The 16,442-nt window shown below is 60.8% G+C and carries 14 protein-coding genes; 7 read left to right on the forward strand and 7 right to left on the reverse strand.

The genetic code is table 11. The features are described 5' to 3' along the window. Positions 1–13: 13 nt before the first annotated feature. The 4 genes from M1E04_RS23685 to M1E04_RS23700 all read right to left on the reverse strand — a co-directional run bounded on the left by M1E04_RS23685 (position 14) and on the right by M1E04_RS23700 (position 4,723). Positions 14–1,972 (reverse strand): acyltransferase family protein, encoded by a 1,959-nt coding sequence (locus M1E04_RS23685; RefSeq protein ID WP_456292144.1) that lies wholly within the window; start codon positions 1,970–1,972, stop codon positions 14–16. A 96-nt stretch (positions 1,973–2,068) separates the two neighbouring features. Next, entirely contained in the window at positions 2,069–3,328 is a 1,260-nt protein-coding gene (rho, locus tag M1E04_RS23690) for a transcription termination factor Rho (RefSeq protein ID WP_037016529.1), read from the reverse strand. A 228-nt stretch (positions 3,329–3,556) separates the two neighbouring features. Beyond that, positions 3,557–3,886 carry a thioredoxin TrxA gene (gene trxA, locus M1E04_RS23695; protein ID WP_065987472.1) on the reverse strand — a complete coding sequence of 110 codons (330 nt, stop codon included), beginning with the start codon at positions 3,884–3,886 and terminating at the stop codon, positions 3,557–3,559. Between the two features lie 132 nt (positions 3,887–4,018). Further along, the gene (locus tag M1E04_RS23700) at positions 4,019–4,723 is read right to left on the reverse strand and encodes a FadR/GntR family transcriptional regulator (RefSeq protein ID WP_369318261.1); all 705 of its coding nucleotides are present in this window, start codon (positions 4,721–4,723) and stop codon (positions 4,019–4,021) included. 266 nt (positions 4,724–4,989) lie between these two features. Between M1E04_RS23700 and M1E04_RS23705 the strand changes: the two genes are divergently transcribed. From M1E04_RS23705 to ppx, 5 genes are all read left to right on the forward strand, one after another. Further along, positions 4,990–5,775, forward strand: coding sequence for a transporter substrate-binding domain-containing protein (locus tag M1E04_RS23705; protein ID WP_065987474.1), 786 nt, complete (start codon positions 4,990–4,992; stop codon positions 5,773–5,775). Between the two features lie 22 nt (positions 5,776–5,797). Beyond that, the gene (locus M1E04_RS23710; RefSeq protein ID WP_456292145.1) at positions 5,798–6,463 is read left to right on the forward strand and encodes an amino acid ABC transporter permease; all 666 of its coding nucleotides are present in this window, start codon (positions 5,798–5,800) and stop codon (positions 6,461–6,463) included. After that, positions 6,460–7,110, forward strand: coding sequence for an amino acid ABC transporter permease (locus M1E04_RS23715; RefSeq protein ID WP_065987517.1), 651 nt, complete (start codon positions 6,460–6,462; stop codon positions 7,108–7,110). Before M1E04_RS23710 ends, M1E04_RS23715 begins: the two co-directional genes overlap by 4 nt. Then, a complete protein-coding gene (locus M1E04_RS23720) occupies positions 7,097–7,831 on the forward strand; it encodes an amino acid ABC transporter ATP-binding protein (RefSeq protein ID WP_192130693.1) in 735 nt (244 codons plus the stop codon). The genes M1E04_RS23715 and M1E04_RS23720 overlap by 14 nt, the downstream gene beginning before the upstream one ends. Before the next feature lie 348 nt (positions 7,832–8,179). Further along, a complete protein-coding gene (ppx, locus tag M1E04_RS23725) occupies positions 8,180–9,682 on the forward strand; it encodes an exopolyphosphatase (RefSeq protein ID WP_065987477.1) in 1,503 nt (500 codons plus the stop codon). Here ppx and ppk1 read toward each other — a convergent pair. After that, positions 9,669–11,891, reverse strand: coding sequence for a polyphosphate kinase 1 (gene ppk1 / locus M1E04_RS23730; RefSeq protein ID WP_065987478.1), 2,223 nt, complete (start codon positions 11,889–11,891; stop codon positions 9,669–9,671). The two genes, ppx and ppk1, sit on opposite strands and share 14 nt — an antisense overlap. A gap of 517 nt (positions 11,892–12,408) precedes the next feature. On the opposite strand from ppk1, the gene M1E04_RS23735 reads away from it, so the two are divergent. Both M1E04_RS23735 and elbB read left to right on the forward strand, forming a co-directional pair. Then, positions 12,409–13,038 carry a DedA family protein gene (locus tag M1E04_RS23735; protein ID WP_244160318.1) on the forward strand — a complete coding sequence of 210 codons (630 nt, stop codon included), beginning with the start codon at positions 12,409–12,411 and terminating at the stop codon, positions 13,036–13,038. A 135-nt stretch (positions 13,039–13,173) separates the two neighbouring features. After that, the gene (gene elbB / locus M1E04_RS23740) at positions 13,174–13,854 is read left to right on the forward strand and encodes an isoprenoid biosynthesis glyoxalase ElbB (RefSeq protein ID WP_065987479.1); all 681 of its coding nucleotides are present in this window, start codon (positions 13,174–13,176) and stop codon (positions 13,852–13,854) included. A gap of 42 nt (positions 13,855–13,896) precedes the next feature. On the opposite strand, the gene M1E04_RS23745 is transcribed toward elbB, so the two are convergent. Continuing rightward, positions 13,897–14,379, reverse strand: a complete 483-nt coding sequence (locus tag M1E04_RS23745) for a YaiI/YqxD family protein (protein ID WP_296305946.1) — start codon at positions 14,377–14,379, stop codon at positions 13,897–13,899. 27 nt (positions 14,380–14,406) lie between these two features. Continuing rightward, positions 14,407–16,299: an FTR1 family protein gene (locus M1E04_RS23750; RefSeq protein WP_456292146.1), complete on the reverse strand. Its 1,893-nt coding sequence runs from the start codon at positions 16,297–16,299 to the stop codon at positions 14,407–14,409. Positions 16,300–16,442: the final 143 nt, after the last annotated feature.

A 16,442-nucleotide genomic window follows, 5' to 3' on the forward strand; every position in this document is an offset into this window, starting at 1 on the left:
GCTTGTGTCCAACTCAAATGCGCGGTGTTTCGCGCAACAGCGGCGCGAACAGCAGTTGCATCTTCTCGCCGCCCAGGTCCGACAGGTGATCTTCGTCCTTGTACAGAGAACGCCCGTCAACTTCGGCACGGCACAGACCGCCCTCACACAGCAGCGGTTTAGGGTCGATCAGGTGAATGCCTGCATCCGCACGGCTGAGGGTGTCGAACAGCTGGTTGATAAACGCCTGCCGCCCATCAAGCTCCGCAGCCGGACGCCCGACCTCTGCAGCCGAACGTCCAACCCTCGCCAGGCTGCTCAATCGCTCGATGGTGCCCTTGCGCTGCTGCGGCACTTCCTTGAACAACCAGACCTGCGCCCCCGCTGCTCGCAATTCAGCGATCTGAGCTTTCAAAGCATCGGCGAAATACGCTTCGTTTCGGGGAATGGATTCGTGTTTCAGCAGCACGTTGCTTTTGTTGCCATCTTCCAGGCCGTAGATGTACAAACTCCAGCGCGCGGCCAGCGTCACGTCAGGGATTTTCTGTGCTCGAACGCGCTCGACGTTCAGGGCGTTGAAGTCCTGACAGCGCTTGCTTGTTGCGGTGCTGACCAGCGGCGGACATCCGCTCATGCTTGCCAGCCAGACAGGCACATGGACTTGCTCGGCCGCGCTTCTGACGCCTGGCCACAGGGCTGCCGCATGACTGTCGCCCCAGACGAGATGGGACGGCGCGGCATCGGCATTGCCACCCGCCCGACAGAGCTTGTCCAGACCTTCGCTGTGCTTTGATCCGAGCAGGAAACAGTCCATCTGCCCGGCGCTCCACTCCCGCGACTGCGCATATTGCAAGGCCTGGCCGGAAAGGCGTTGCGGTACGCCGTCACTGGAGCGCACCGCCTGCCCCATCAGCGCCAATACGGCCAGCGTCAGCAGTCCGCCCATCAGTACCGGCTTGCGGCCGGCCAGCAGGCGGCGTTCACGGAATGGCAGCTCGACAAAGCGCCAGCTGATCCAGGCAAGCGCGCCGGCCAGAAGGATCCAGCCAATCGCTTCAAGGTCAGAAATCCCGTCAGCTGAAATTGCATTGGCATAGACATGAATAGGCCAATGCCACAGGTACAGCGAGTAGGAGATAAGCCCGATTGCCACCAGCGGTTTGATGCTCAGAAAACGCCCGACCCATGACGCGGGATGACCGTTGGCCCAGATCATCGCTGTGGTGCCCATCACAGGCAGCAGCGCCGCCCAGCCGGGGAATTGCGTGGTTTTGTCAAAACTCAGCATCGCCAGCACGACCGCCGCAAAACCGCTCAAACTGACCGTTTGATAGATCCAGGTCGGCAGCGGGCGTCTAGGCGCAGGGGCGACGGCCAGCATCGCCCCGCACAGCAGTTCCCATGCACGCATTGGCAGCAGAAAGAATGCAGCCTCGGGTTTGTGCTTGATCGCCCAGATGTTCAGCCCGAACGACAGCACCAGCAGGCCGAGCAGCAACCAGCGCCAGTGCCGCACGTACCGCGTCGCCAGCACCATCAGCAGCGGGAAGAAAATGTAGTACTGCTCCTCCACCGCCAGCGACCAGGTGTGAAGAAGCGGTTTGAAATCTGACGCGGAATCGAAGTAGCCGTCCTGCCGCATGAACAGCAGGTTGGACATGAACATCGACTGATACCGCACTTCCCGGCCCAGCTCGGCGTAGTCCTTGGGCGTCAGCAATATCCAGCCAAACGCCAACGTGGCCAGCACGACAACGGTCACGGCAGGGACGATACGCCGCGCGCGACGGGCCCAGAAATCGACGAAGCTGAATCGCCCCGCGCTGATCTCGCGGAAGATGATAGACGTGATCAGGTAGCCGGAGATGACGAAAAACACGTCGACGCCGACGAAGCCGCCGCTCAGGCCCAGACCGAAGTGAAACAACAGCACCGGGACCACGGCCAGGGCCCGCAGCCCATCGATATCACGGCGATTGCCAAACGTGTGCATGACGCTCCTTGTCTACGGGAGAGATCTACAGAAAAGGTCAAAAAAAATGGTGTCCAGAAGGACACCATTTTTCTACGGTCGGTTCAGCGCAGGGTGTTACTTGCGCTTCATCGACAGGAAGAACTCATCGTTGGTCTTGGTCTGTTTCAGCTTGTCGATCAAGAACTCGATGGCCGCGACCTCATCCATAGGATGCAGCAGCTTGCGCAGGATCCACATGCGCTGCAACTCGTCGTCGGCCGTCAGCAACTCTTCGCGGCGTGTGCCGGAGCGGTTGATGTTGATGGCCGGGAAGACGCGCTTCTCTGCGATCTTGCGATCCAGAGGCAGCTCCATGTTGCCGGTGCCTTTGAATTCTTCGTAGATCACTTCGTCCATCTTCGAGCCGGTTTCAACCAGCGCGGTAGCGATGATGGTCAGCGAGCCGCCTTCTTCGATGTTACGTGCCGCACCGAAGAAACGCTTTGGCTTCTCGAGGGCGTGCGCATCGACACCACCGGTCAGGACCTTGCCGGAGCTCGGAATGACGGTGTTGTAGGCGCGAGCCAGACGGGTGATGGAGTCGAGCAGGATGACCACGTCCTTCTTGTGCTCGACCAGGCGCTTGGCCTTTTCGATCACCATTTCGGCGACCTGCACGTGACGGGTAGGTGGCTCGTCGAAGGTAGAAGCAACCACTTCGCCGCGCACGGTGCGCTGCATCTCGGTGACTTCTTCCGGACGCTCATCGATCAGCAGAACGATCAGATGGACTTCAGGGTTGTTGCGCGTGATGTTCGACGCGATGTTCTGCAGCATGATGGTCTTGCCCGCTTTTGGCGGAGCAACGATCAGACCGCGCTGACCTTTACCGATCGGAGCACACAGATCGATGACGCGACCGGTGAGGTCTTCGGTGGAACCGTTACCGGCTTCCATCTTCATGCGAATGGTCGGGAACAGCGGCGTCAGGTTTTCAAACAGAATCTTGTTCTTCGCGTTTTCTGGACGGTCGAAGTTGATGGTGTCGACCTTGAGCAGTGCGAAGTAACGCTCGCCTTCCTTCGGCGGACGGATCTTGCCGACAATGGTGTCGCCCGTGCGCAGGTTGAAGCGGCGGATCTGGCTCGGCGAGACGTAAATGTCGTCTGGGCCGGCAAGGTAGGAGGCGTCTGCAGAACGGAGGAAGCCGAAGCCATCCTGGAGGATCTCCAGCACGCCGTCACCCGAGATTTCCTCGCCGCTTTTCGCATGCTTCTTCAGCAGGGAGAAAATCACGTCCTGCTTGCGCGAACGGGCCATATTTTCAATGCCCATCTGTTCGGCCATTTCGAGCAGATCGGTAATAGGCTTTTGCTTGAGTTCAGTCAGGTTCATATAGGAATGACGTAATCATGTATGGAGGGGGAAATTAAGCTTTTGGCTTAATGAGGCCGCGCCGCAGAGAAGGCGACAGGATCGCGTGCAAATCGAAAGGAGACGGTCGGCGACGGCTAGCAGGGGGCAACGGAGAAGCCGTTGCGGGGCCGAATGTACCACTTGATTTTCTGAGCGTCTAGTACGACGCCCGAAAAAAACCCCGCGATTTGCGGGGCTATATCGTCATCAGATGTTGGCGTCGAGGAACGCCTGCAACTGCGACTTGGACAGTGCGCCGACCTTGGTTGCCGCGACTTCGCCGTTCTTGAACAGCATCAGGGTCGGGATACCACGAACGCCGTGCTTGGCCGGTGTTTCCTGGTTGTCGTCGATATTCAGCTTGGCGATGGTCAGCTTGCCTTCGTAAGTGCCAGCGATGTCATCCAGAACCGGGGCAATCATCTTGCATGGGCCACACCATTCAGCCCAGTAATCCACCAGTACAGGGCCGGCAGCCTTCAGGACATCGGCGTCGAAGCTCGCGTCGCTGACGTGTTTGATCAGGTCGTTACTCATGAGATTTCTCCGAGGTCATAGGCAAAAAAACGTGGGCCATCATAACTGTGTCACGCGGTGACAGGAAGTCGAGGTTCATTGTCTCTAGCTATGACCCGGCGCGGTTGCCTTAATTGCAGAAATTGCAGATGTTTAGCCGGAAGGTGCGACAAACACGATGCCGGTGCGCAACGCAGCGCCGCGGATGTGCTCCTGCATGGCTTTCTGCGCCGGGCCAGACGCGTTTCGCGCCAGCGCCCGCAGGATCTTGCGATGCTCCTGCCAGGTTTCCATGGCCCTGCCCGCTCGAATAAAAGGCAGCTTTTGGCTCTCCAGAAAAATATCGGCGCTGGTGGTGATAATCCCCAGAATCGCCTGATTGCCACTGGCGACGAGAATGCGCCGGTGGAAATCGAAGTCCAGCCGCGCCGCGCAGTCAAAATCCCCTGCCTTGAGTTCAAGGCGCATGGCTTCGACGTTGTCCTCCAGTACATCGCGCTCATCGGCCGTCAGCGTGACCGCTGCAAGCCCGGCGGCAAAGCCTTCCAGCGCATAGCGCAGCTGAAAAGTCTCAGCAGGTGATGCGTGCGCTGCATACGGCCAGGAAAATCCGTCCGTGCTCCGTTGTGGTTCAGAAACCGCCTGTACGAATACGCCTTTGCCGGGCTGCACACTGACCAACCCCAAGGCGCTCAATGATGACAGTGCCTCACGCAACGAAGCCCGACTGACGCCCAGCCGAATCGCCAGATCCCGCTGAGACGGCAGGCTGTCGCCGGGCACATAGCCCTGCTCGGCGATCAGTTTGCGGATCGCCTGGAAGGCGGCTTCAGGCACAGCTACAGGGCTCGGATGCATGGCGATCAAGGTGTGGAAACCGTAGGAAAAATCCCTTGTATCCCCATCGGAGGCATCCGGCAAGTGACGCCCAAGCGAGGGGCGCCGGGCCTTTCGAGCGCGCCAAAGCGGGGCGGCTCCCTCACTCACTGTTCAGACCAGTTAGACCGGATCAAGCCTGCGGCCCGCATTCCATGGTTGCAAACCATCGGCTGGCATGGGCTGTGCACTGGTGCTTGGCCACGACCCGGGCTTCGCCTGCACATTGATCGATTCGGAGACACCACATGACCCAGCGTTACAGCGCCCTGCTCGCCGCCCTGTTTGCCAGCCTCATGCTCGGCCAGGCCCCCGCCCACGCTAATGGTCTGGATGATGTAACCGCTCGCGGCACGTTGAAAGTCGCGGTTCCGCAAGACTTCCCGCCCTTCGGTTCGGTCGGCCCCGACATGAAGCCGCGCGGCCTGGACATCGACACCGCACAGCTCATCGCTAATCAATTGAAGGTCAAGCTTGAGCTGACGCCGGTCAACAGCACCAACCGCGTGCCGTACCTGACCACCGGCAAGGTTGACCTGGTCATCTCCAGCCTCGGCAAAAACCCGGACCGCGAAAAGGTCATCGACTTCTCCCGCGCCTACGCTCCCTTCTACCTCGCCGTGTTCGGCCCGCCTGAAGACGCGATCAAAACCGTGGACGACCTGAAAGGCAAAACCATCAGCGTGACCCGTGGCGCCATCGAGGACATCGAGCTGACCGCCGTTGCGCCGAAGGAAGCCACGATCAAACGCTTCGAAGACAACAACTCGACCATCGCGGCTTACCTGGCCAAGCAGACCGACCTGATCGCCAGTGGCAACGTGGTGATGGTCGCCATCAGCGAGAAGAACCCCAAGCGCATTCCGGAGCTGAAAGTGAAGCTCAAGGACTCGCCGGTCTACGTGGGTGTGAACAAAGGTCAGCCCGAGTTGCTCGCCAAAGTGAACGAGATTCTCGAAGCGGCGAAGAAAGACGGCACGCTGGAAAAGAACGCGCAGACCTGGCTCAAGCAGCCATTGCCTGCCGACCTCTGATCATCGACTGCCGAGGCGCTAAATGGCTTATCAGTTCGACTTTATCCCGGTCCTGCAAAACACTGACCTGCTCCTGCGCGGCGCACTGTTCACGCTGGAGCTGACCGCCATCGGCACGCTGCTCGGTGTCAGCGTCGGCATTGTCGGGGCGATTGTCAGGGCGTGGAAAATCCAGCCGTTCTCGGCCATTTTCGGTGTCTATGTAGAGCTGATCCGCAACACGCCGTTTCTGGTGCAGTTGTTTTTCATCTTCTTCGGGCTGCCGTCACTGGGCCTGCAGATATCGGAGTGGCAGGCCGCCGTGCTGGCGATGGTCATCAACCTTGGCGCCTACTCGACGGAGATCATCCGTGCGGGCGTGCAGGCGATTCCGCGCGGCCAGATCGAGGCGTCGGCCGCGCTGGCGATGACTCGCTTCGAGACGTTTCGCCATGTCGTGCTGATCCCGGCGCTGGGCAAGGTGTGGCCGGCGCTGAGCAGCCAGATCATCATCGTCATGCTCGGTTCCGCGGTCTGTTCGCAGATCGCCACCGAGGAGCTGAGTTTCGCCGCGAACTTCATTCAGTCGCGCAACTTCCGCTCGTTTGAGACGTACATCATTACCACGCTGATCTACCTGTGCATGGCGCTGCTGGTGCGTCAGTTGCTGGCGTGGATCGGCAGACGCTATATCGCGAGGAGCCGCTGATGGATTTCACCCTTTGGGACGTCGTGCGCAACTTGCTGACCGGCCTGCAGTGGACACTGGCGCTGTCGCTGGTGGCGTTCATCGGCGGCGGCGTGATCGGTTTGCTGGTGATGACCCTGCGCATCTCCGAGAAGGCAATGCCACGCAGGCTCGCGCGCTGCTACATCGAGCTGTTTCAAGGCACGCCATTATTGATGCAGCTGTTCCTGGTGTTCTTCGGCGTGGCGCTGATGGGCATCGACATTTCACCCTGGTTCGCGGCGGCGCTGGCGCTGACGTTGTTCACCAGTGCGTACCTGGCTGAAATCTGGCGTGGCTGCGTGGAGTCGATTTCCAACGGCCAGTGGGAAGCTTCCGCAAGTCTGGCGCTGACCCCGTTCGAGCAACTGCGTTACGTGATTCTGCCTCAGGCGTTACGCATCGCGGTGGCGCCAACGGTGGGGTTCTCCGTGCAGGTGGTCAAAGGCACGGCAGTCACGTCGATCATCGGCTTCACCGAGCTGACCAAAACCGGCGGCATGCTCGCCAACGCCACGTTCCAGCCTTTCATGGTCTACGGCTTCGTTGCCCTGGGCTACTTCATGCTTTGCTATCCGTTGTCGCTCAGCGCGCGCTACCTGGAAAGGAGACTTCATGCCTCTGCTTAGAATTTCCGCCCTGCACAAGTATTACGGCGACCACCATGTGCTCAAGGGCATCGACCTCAGCGTCGAGGAAGGTCAGGTCGTGGCGATCATCGGGCGCAGCGGTTCGGGCAAAAGCACGCTGCTGCGCACCCTGAACGGCCTTGAGTCGATCAATGACGGGGTGATCGAGGTCGACGGCGAATACCTCGATGCCGCGCGGGCTGACCTGCGCAGCCTGAGACAGAAAGTCGGCATGGTCTTCCAGCAGTTCAACCTGTTTCCGCACCTGACGGTGGGCGAGAACGTAATGCTCGCGCCGCAGGTGGTGAAGAAGGTTTCCAAAACCGAAGCGAAAAAGCTGGCGAAGGAGATGCTCGACCGGGTGGGCCTGGGCGAGAAATTCGACGCCTTCCCTGACCGGCTGTCCGGTGGTCAGCAGCAGCGCGTGGCGATCGCGCGTGCGCTGGCGATGTCGCCCAAAGTGCTGCTGTGCGACGAAATCACCTCCGCGCTCGACCCGGAGCTGGTGAACGAAGTACTCGCAGTCGTTCGCGAGCTGGCCAAAGACGGCATGACGCTGATCATGGTGACCCACGAAATGCGCTTCGCCCGCGAGGTGGGCGACAAGCTGGTGTTCATGCATCAGGGCAAGGTGCATGAGGTAGGCGATCCTAAAATACTGATGGCCAACCCGAAAACGCCCGAGCTGGCGAATTTCATTGGGTCAGTTGAGCAGGCTTGAGCCCGAGTGCAGAATCGGCCATGGCTCAAACTGTAGGACCGCCTTTAGCCGGGAAGGCGTCAGGTGCCATGTCGCGAAACTGATGTCGCACACACTGGCCCCTTCCCGGCTGAAGCCGGTCCTACTAAGACACCGCGTGCATCCTGTGGGGGCTAGCTTCGGCTCAAACTGTAGGACCGCCTTTAGCCGGGAAGACGTCAGGTGACACACCGCAACATTGACGGCGCACACACTGGCCCCTTCCCGGCTGAAGCCGGTCCTACTAATACGGCGCAAATACGTTGCCGGTTTGGCGACGGTGATGGATCGTGGCACGATGGCGGGGTTATCGACCGAGACCTTTTGACCATGCCGCTATCCACAGCCAAAAACCTCTCGCTGATCGCCGCGATCGACCTGGGCTCCAACAGCTTCCATATGGTTGTCGCCAAAGCCAATCAGGGCGAAATTCGCATCCTTGAGCGGCTCGGTGAGAAAGTGCAGCTGGCCGCGGGGATCGATGACGACCGCCGCCTCAGCGAAGAATCCATGCAGCGAGGGCTCGACTGCCTCAAGCGCTTCTCCCAACTGATCAACGGTATGCCGCCCGGCGCCGTGCGCATCGTCGGCACCAACGCCCTGCGCGAAGCCCGCAATCGCAACGAATTCATTCACCGCGCCGAAGAAATCCTCGGCCATCCGGTCGAGGTGATCTCCGGCCGTGAAGAAGCGCGCCTGATCTACCTGGGCGTGTCCCATACCCTGGCCGACACGCCCGGCAAACGCCTGGTCGCCGACATCGGCGGCGGCAGCACCGAGTTCATCATCGGCCAGCGCTTCGAGCCACTGTTGCGCGAAAGCCTGCAGATGGGCTGCGTCAGCTTCACTCAGCGTTATTTCAAGGACGGCAAGATCACCCCAGCGCGCTACGCCCAGGCTTACACTGCAGCGCGGCTGGAAATCATGAGCATCGAGCACGCGCTGCATCGCCTGACGTGGGATGAGGCCATCGGTTCTTCCGGCACTATCCGCGCCATCGGCCTGGCCCTGAAGGCCGGCGGCCACGGCAATGGCGAGGTCAACGCCGAAGGCCTGGCCTGGCTCAAGCGCAAGCTGATGAAGCTGGGCGAAGTGGACAAAATCGATTTCGAAGGCCTCAAGCCTGACCGTCGTGCGATCTTCCCCGCAGGGCTGGCGATTCTCGAAGCGATTTTCGACGCCCTCGACCTCAAACGCATGGATCACTGCGAAGGCGCGCTGCGTGAAGGCGTGCTTTACGACCTGCTTGGCCGTCATCACCACGAAGACGTGCGCGAACGCACCCTCAGCTCGCTGATGGAGCGCTACCACGTCGATCTCGAACAAGCCGCCCGTGTCGAGCGCAAGGCCCTGTCGGCACTGGAGCAAGTGGCGAAGGCGTGGGAGCTTGAGGACAATGCGTATCGCGAGTTACTGAGCTGGGCCGCCAAGGTGCATGAAGTGGGTCTGGACATCGCCCACTACCACTACCACAAGCATGGCGCATACCTGATCGAGCACTCGGACCTCGCCGGTTTCTCACGCGAAGACCAGCAAATGCTCGCGCTGCTGGTGCGCGGTCATCGTCGCAATATCCCCAAGGACAAGTTTGCCGAGTTCGGCAACGAAGGCGTGAAGCTGATTCGTCTGTGCGCGCTGCTGCGTTTTGCGATCCTGTTTCACCACATTCGCGGTACTCAGGAAATGCCGCAACCCGTGCTGACCGCCAACGATAACCATCTGGACATCGTGTTCCCGGATGGCTGGCTGGAAAACAACCAGCTGACTCAGGCCGACTTCGCGCTCGAAGCGGAATGGCTGACCCGAGTCGGCATCATCCTCAACGTACGCTGAGGACCGGGTTGCTGAGTTTTTCCAACAGACTCGCCTGCACATTGCGGGCGTTCTGGTTGCCGGTCGGGGTGCTGCGAATGTAGCGCCCGTCCGGCTGCAGCAGCCAGCTATGGGTGTTGTCGGTCAGGTACCCTTCCAGCTCTTTCTTCACGCGCAAGATCAGCTTCTTGCCTTCCACCGGGAAGCAGGTCTCGACGCGCTTGTCGAGGTTGCGCTCCATCCAGTCGGCACTGGACAGGAACATCTGCTCGTCACCGCCATTCAGGAAGTAGAACACCCGCGTGTGCTCAAGGAAGCGACCGATGATCGAGCGCACCTGAATGTTGTGGGACACCCCCGGCACGCCAGGACGCAGGCAGCACATGCCGCGCACGACGAGGTCGATCTTGACCCCGGTCTGACTCGCCTTGTACAGCGCGCGAATGATCTTAGGGTCGGTCAGTGAGTTGAACTTGGCGATGATGTGCGCAGGCTTGCCCTCGGACGCGAACTGCGTCTCCCGGGCAATCATGTCCAGCATGCCTTTCTTCAGGGTGAACGGCGCGTGCAGCAGTTTCTTCATGCGCAGCGTCTTACCCATCCCGATCAACTGGCTGAACAGCTTGCCGACGTCTTCACACAAGGCATCGTCCGAGGTGAGCAGGCTGTAATCGGTATACAGACGCGCGTTACCAGCGTGGTAGTTGCCCGTTCCCAAATGCGCGTAACGAACGATCTCGCCGGCTTCGCGGCGCAGGATGAGCATCATCTTGGCGTGGGTCTTGTAACCCACCACGCCGTAAATCACTACGGCACCGGCCGCTTGCAGGCGGCTCGCCAGTTGCAGGTTCGACTCTTCATCAAAACGCGCACGCAGCTCGATGACGGCCGTGACTTCCTTGCCGTTGCGCGCGGCATCGACCAGTGCATCGACGATTTCCGAGTTGGCGCCACTGCGGTAAAGCGTCTGCCGCACGGCCAGCACGTGAGGGTCTTTCGCCGCCTGGCGCAGCAGATCGACGACCGGCGTGAAGGACTCGAACGGGTGCAACAGCAGGATGTCCTGCTTGCTGATCACGTTGAAAATGTTTTCGCTGTTCTGCAGCAGCTTCGGAATCGCCGGGGTGAACGGCATGTACTGCAGCTCGGGGTGACTGTCCAGGCCGGTGATGCTGAACAGCCGCGTCAGGTTCACCGGGCCATTGACCTGATACAGCTCGGTCTCGCTCAGGTTGAACTGCTTGAGCAGGTAGTCCGAGAGCAGTTTCGGGCAGGTATCTGCCACTTCCAGACGCACGGCATCGCCGTAACGACGGGAGAACAGCTCGCCACGCAGCGCGCGGGCAAGGTCTTCCACGTCCTCTGAATCGAGGGCCAGGTCGGCGTTACGGGTCAGACGGAACTGGTAGCAGCCCTTGACCTTCATGCCCTGGAACAGGTCATCGGCGTGGGCATGGATCATCGACGACAGGAAGACATAGTTGTCCCCCGGGCCACCCACGTCTTCCGGCACCTTGATGATACGCGGCAACAGGCGCGGTGCCGGGATGATCGCCAGACCCGAGTCGCGGCCGAAGGCGTCGATGCCTTCCAGCTCGACGATGAAGTTCAGCGACTTGTTCACCAGCAGCGGGAACGGGTGCGTCGGGTCCAGACCGATCGGCGTGATGATCGGCGCGATCTCGTCACGGAAATAACGGCGCACCCAGGCTTTGATCTTGGCGTTCCAGTTGCGACGGCGGATGAAGCGCACCTGATGCTTTTCCAGCTCCGGCAACAGGATGTCGTTGAGAATGGCGTACTGGCGATCCACGTGGCCGTGCACCAGTTCGCTGATACGGGCCAGCGCCTGATGAGGCTGCAGGCCGTCAGCGCCGGCCTGTTCGCGAGCGAAGGTGATTTGCTTCTTGAGCCCGGCGACGCGGATTTCGAAGAATTCGTCGAGGTTGCTGGAGAAGATCAGCAGGAACTTGAGCCGCTCAAGCAACGGATAGGACTCGTCCAGCGCCTGTTCCAACACGCGAATGTTGAACTGCAGCTGCGACAGCTCGCGATGGATATAAAGACTGCTGTCATCCAGATTGGGCACCGCGATGGCATGCGGGGCCGGATGAGGCGGTTCCAGCGCGGGGACCACTTCAATGGTCGGCTCGACCACCGGAGTGACTTCCTGATTGACGGGCTGAGGGTCAAGCCCGACTGCGGCTTCGGTAGATCCTTCGGTGCTCATGAATAATCCTGTAAGGCAAATGGCCTTGTAACAGTTGGGCCGCGCATACGGCCGATGTCGGAATACCGCTTGCGCCACAACAGTGGTGACGTACAGCTTGGAACAACGGTCACGCCCAGGGGGCAGCGGTTCTGACGATAGTTGCAGCCTGATCGATATCGCGGGGGGTGGCGACCGGCGTCAGGCTCAATGCTGTGAGCGGTTTGACTCTCCACGCTACGGATTTCTCCGTACGGTGCAAGCCCTGAACTGCAAACATTCGCGTGGCGCCCGGTAGAGGGCAACGTGCAAGGAAGGGATCCGCGCCCATCCAGGCGGGCAAGCGTGACATTTATAAGCGGCGATTATGACACTCACGTGACAGGCGTAATTGCGACGTAACGTGTACGACACAAACCCTCTCTCCGCGCGAACAATCGCTCCCGAACGTAGGAAACTTTAACGCGGTGACACATTTGCATACTTTCCTGAATGCCTTGGGCGCGTTAGGCTGCGCGTTCATTTCGCCAGCACCCAAATGATGCTCCAGCATTTTTTACAAGAATTTGGCTACTTCGCCCTTTTCCTCGGGACCTTTTTTGAAGGCGAGACCATTCTGGTGCTTGCCGGCTTTCTTGCGTTCCGCGGATACATGGATATCAATCTGGTCGTGGTGGTTGCCTTCTTCGGCAGCTACGCAGGCGACCAGCTCTGGTATTTCATGGGACGCAAGCATGGCCGCAAGCTACTGGCGCGCAAGCCTCGCTGGCAGTTAATGGGCGATCGCGCGCTGGAGCATATCCGGCGCCACCCCGACATCTGGGTGCTGAGCTTCCGCTTTGTGTATGGCTTGCGTACGGTCATGCCGGTCGCTATCGGGCTGTCCGGCTATCCACCGGGGCGCTACCTGTTGCTCAACGGCATCGGCGCAGCGGTATGGGCAGCCGCGTTGGGCGCAGCGGCGTACAAGTTCGGCTCCGTGCTCGAAGGCCTGCTGGGCAACGTCAAGAAGTACGAGCTGTGGGTGTTGGGCGCATTGCTGGTGATCGGTGTGCTGCTGTGGATCCGCCGGCGCATCAAGAACGCACGTATCGCTCGCGAAGAAAAGCTGGCAGTCGCGGCCAACGCCCAAGTCCATGTGGACGCCCGGAACACCCCTGACGAGTAAATCCTCGGCGCATGCCTACGGAGCTGGAGACATTCGCTGACGGCGTTGTCCTAGGCTCATGGCTTGCGACAATCAGCGCAATGCTGACCTGCGTAACCGGCTATGGGCCGGAGCGCCCGAGAGAGGAACACGCGAATGACCAAAAAAGTGGCCGTTATTCTTTCTGGCTGTGGCGTTTACGACGGCGCGGAAATCCACGAAAGCGTGCTGACGTTGCTGCGCCTCGATCAGCGCGGCGCCGCAGTGAAGTGCTTTGCACCCAATATCCCTCAGCACCACGTCATCAATCATCTGACCGGCGAAGAGATGCCCGAGTCGCGCAACGTGCTGGTTGAATCAGCCCGCATTGCCCGGGGTGCCATCGAAGACATCCGCGAAGCCGACGTCACTGAATTCGATGCCTTGATCATCCCCGGCGGCTTCGGTGCCGCGAAAAACCTGTCGGACTTCTCTACCCAGGGCGCTGGCTGCAAAGTCCAGGCTGAAGTGCTGGCGATGGCCGAAGCGTTCGCCGCCGCGGGCAAACCCATCGGGCTCATCTGCGTATCGCCGGCGCTGGCCGCCAAAATCTATGGGCCGGGCGTCACCTGCACGATTGGCAACGACGCCGACACTGCTGCAGCGATTACCCGCATGGGCGGCACCCACCAGGAGTGTGAGGTGACGGAGATCGTCGAAGACAAGGACCGCAAACTGGTGAGCACACCCGCTTACATGGTTGCCAAGTCCATTGGTGACGCGGCATCCGGGATCAACAAGCTGGTGGACCGGGTGCTGGAGCTGGTACAGGAAAACGAGGACCGCCTTCCAGACTGATGTTTAAAAAGGGGCCGGAGGCGGAGTGACTGCGCGCCAGCCCTACGGGCTATCGCATGTGGGCGGCGAGGGATACTCGCGAGCCAGCCGCGTCAGGATCCGGTCGAGGCAGTTGGCAAACGCCTGTTTCTCCCGCTCGCCGTAAGCGCCCTGCCCGCCACTGGCCTGGCCTTGCTCCCGCAGATCCGTGAAGAGGTTGCGCATCGCCAGGCGCTGGCCCATGTTCTGCGCATCGAACTCCTTGCCCCGTGGGTCGAGCGCCGCAACGCCCTTCTTCACCAGACGATCCGCCAATGGCACATCGCTGCAGATCACCAGCTCGCCCGGTACGGCGTGCTCGACCAGATAATCATCAGCGGCATCCGGGCCACTGGGCACAACGATCAGCTTCACCAGGGTCAGGCTCGGTTTGATCTGGCTCTGCCCCGCCACCAGCACGACCTCGAACTTGCGCTTGAGGGCAAACTTGACGACGAGGTCCTTGGCAGCCTTGGGGCAGGCGTCAGCATCGATCCAGACGCGCATACGCGACTCCGATTTCAGAAAGTGAATTTAGGCAGCAGCCGCGCGGCGCTTCTCGGCTATCCGGCTGCGGCCATACAGCACCCCAATCGCCAACAGCGCGATGGCTTGCGCGCCCAGGGTATAGGCATCGGCGTGAATGCCCAGCCAGTCGAACTCGAAGAACGGCACCGGATGCGTTCCGAAAATCCCGGCTTCCTGCAACGCCTTGACGCCATGGCCGGCGAACACCACCGACAGCGCGCACAGCAGCGCGGCATTGATACCGAAGAACAGCGTCAGCGGCAGCTTCGCAGAACCCCGCAGAATCACCCACGCCAAGCCGACCAGCAACACCAGCGCCGTGGCGCCCCCGGCCAATACGGCATTGTGGCCAGCGGGGCCTGCCTGCAGCCACAGGGTTTCGTAGAACAGAATGACTTCGAACAGCTCGCGATAGACCGAGAAGAACGCCAGCACCGCAAAACCAAAACGCCCACCGCCGCCGACCAGGCTGCTCTTGATGTAGTCCTGCCAGGCGGCGGCATGACGTCGGTCGTGCATCCACACACCCAGCCACAGCACCATGACGCTGGCGAACAGCGCCGTCGCGCCCTCCAGCAGCTCGCGCTGCGAGCCACTGACGTCAATGACGTACGCTGCCAGCGCCCACGTACCCAGACCCGCCAGCAACGCCAGCCCCCAGCCGACGTTGACGCTGCGCACCGCCGATTGCTGCCCGGTGTTGCGCAGGAACGCGAGAATGGCGGCGAGCACGAGAATCGCTTCCAGCCCTTCGCGCAGCAGGATCAGCAGACCGGAGATGAAGCTCAATGAGGTGCTCAGGCCATCGCTGCCGAGCAGATCGGCGGACTCCTTGAGCTTGACCTTGGCATCCGCGAGTTTCTGCGCCGCTTGCGCTGCGGGCAAGCCGTCCTGAAGCGACTGCCGATAGGCCATGAGTGCTTTTTCGGTGTCCTTGCGCACGGTGGCATCGACGTTGTCGAGCGAGCTTTCGACCAGCTCGAAACCCTCCAGATACGCCGCGACCGACAGGTCATACGCTTGCTCGCGATCACCGGCCTGATACGCGGCAAGACTCTTGTCGAGGGTTGCGCTGGTGTAATCGAGGAGCTGAGCCGGGCCGCGTTGAATCTGAGGCGGCTGCGCGCGCTGGACACGGAAGCTGGCAGCGGCCTGCGGCCCTTCGGCGGCACTGACCTCAGCGGGCGTTTGCCGCGCGAGATCAGCGAGGTTGTAGGGTTTTTCCTGCTTCGCAGAGGAATCCGCGCTGAAGCCTGCAAGGTAAGTGGCAACGTCCCAACGCTGCCGATCATCCAGCTGGTCCGCGAACGCTGGCATTTCAGTGCCTTCAACGCCCAGCCCGAGGGTGTTGTAGAGGTCGTAGAGACTCAGGCGGTCGAGCCGCGCCGGGTCCCGTAGATTGGCGGGTGGCGGCGAAAGACCAATCCCGGCCGGACCGTCGCCGGCGCCCGTATCGCCGTGGCACACCGAACAATACTGCGCATACAAGGGCGCGCCACGTGCAGGATCCGGGGTAATCACCGGCGCCTGGCTGACTTCGTAGGCCACTGCGAGCTTCGCGCCGAGCTGACGTGCCTGACGGGCCACTTGAACGCCATCCTGCTTCTGGTTGACCGCATTCAACAGCGCTGAGACACCCTGCTCCAGCGCAGCGCGCTCCGGCCTCGCCGGCAACCCGGCGATCGTGCCCTGCAGCGCCGCGAGAAACTCCACCTGCTCGCGGTATTCGGCGTCATCCACGACCTTGCCGTCCGCAACCGTCGCCGGGTAGTCCGCTCCGACGTAATCGAGCAAATGCAAAGCCTGAGCCGCGTCCTCGGCAGGCGCTGCGCAGGCGCCGACGCTGAACAGGCTCAACAGCACGAGGCTCAGGCAGGACAATAAGCGGGAGCGGAACATGGGGGTGGATCTCAAATAGGAATGCGAAGGGTTGCCATTGTTCATGTTAGGCGCCGAGGACTCAAGCGCTGCATTGATGGCAGTGACTCAACCGCAGGACTGGCTTTTAGCCGGGAAGAGGTCAGGTGTCACACCGCAAAATT

The organism is Pseudomonas sp. AK106, from assembly GCF_053903055.1.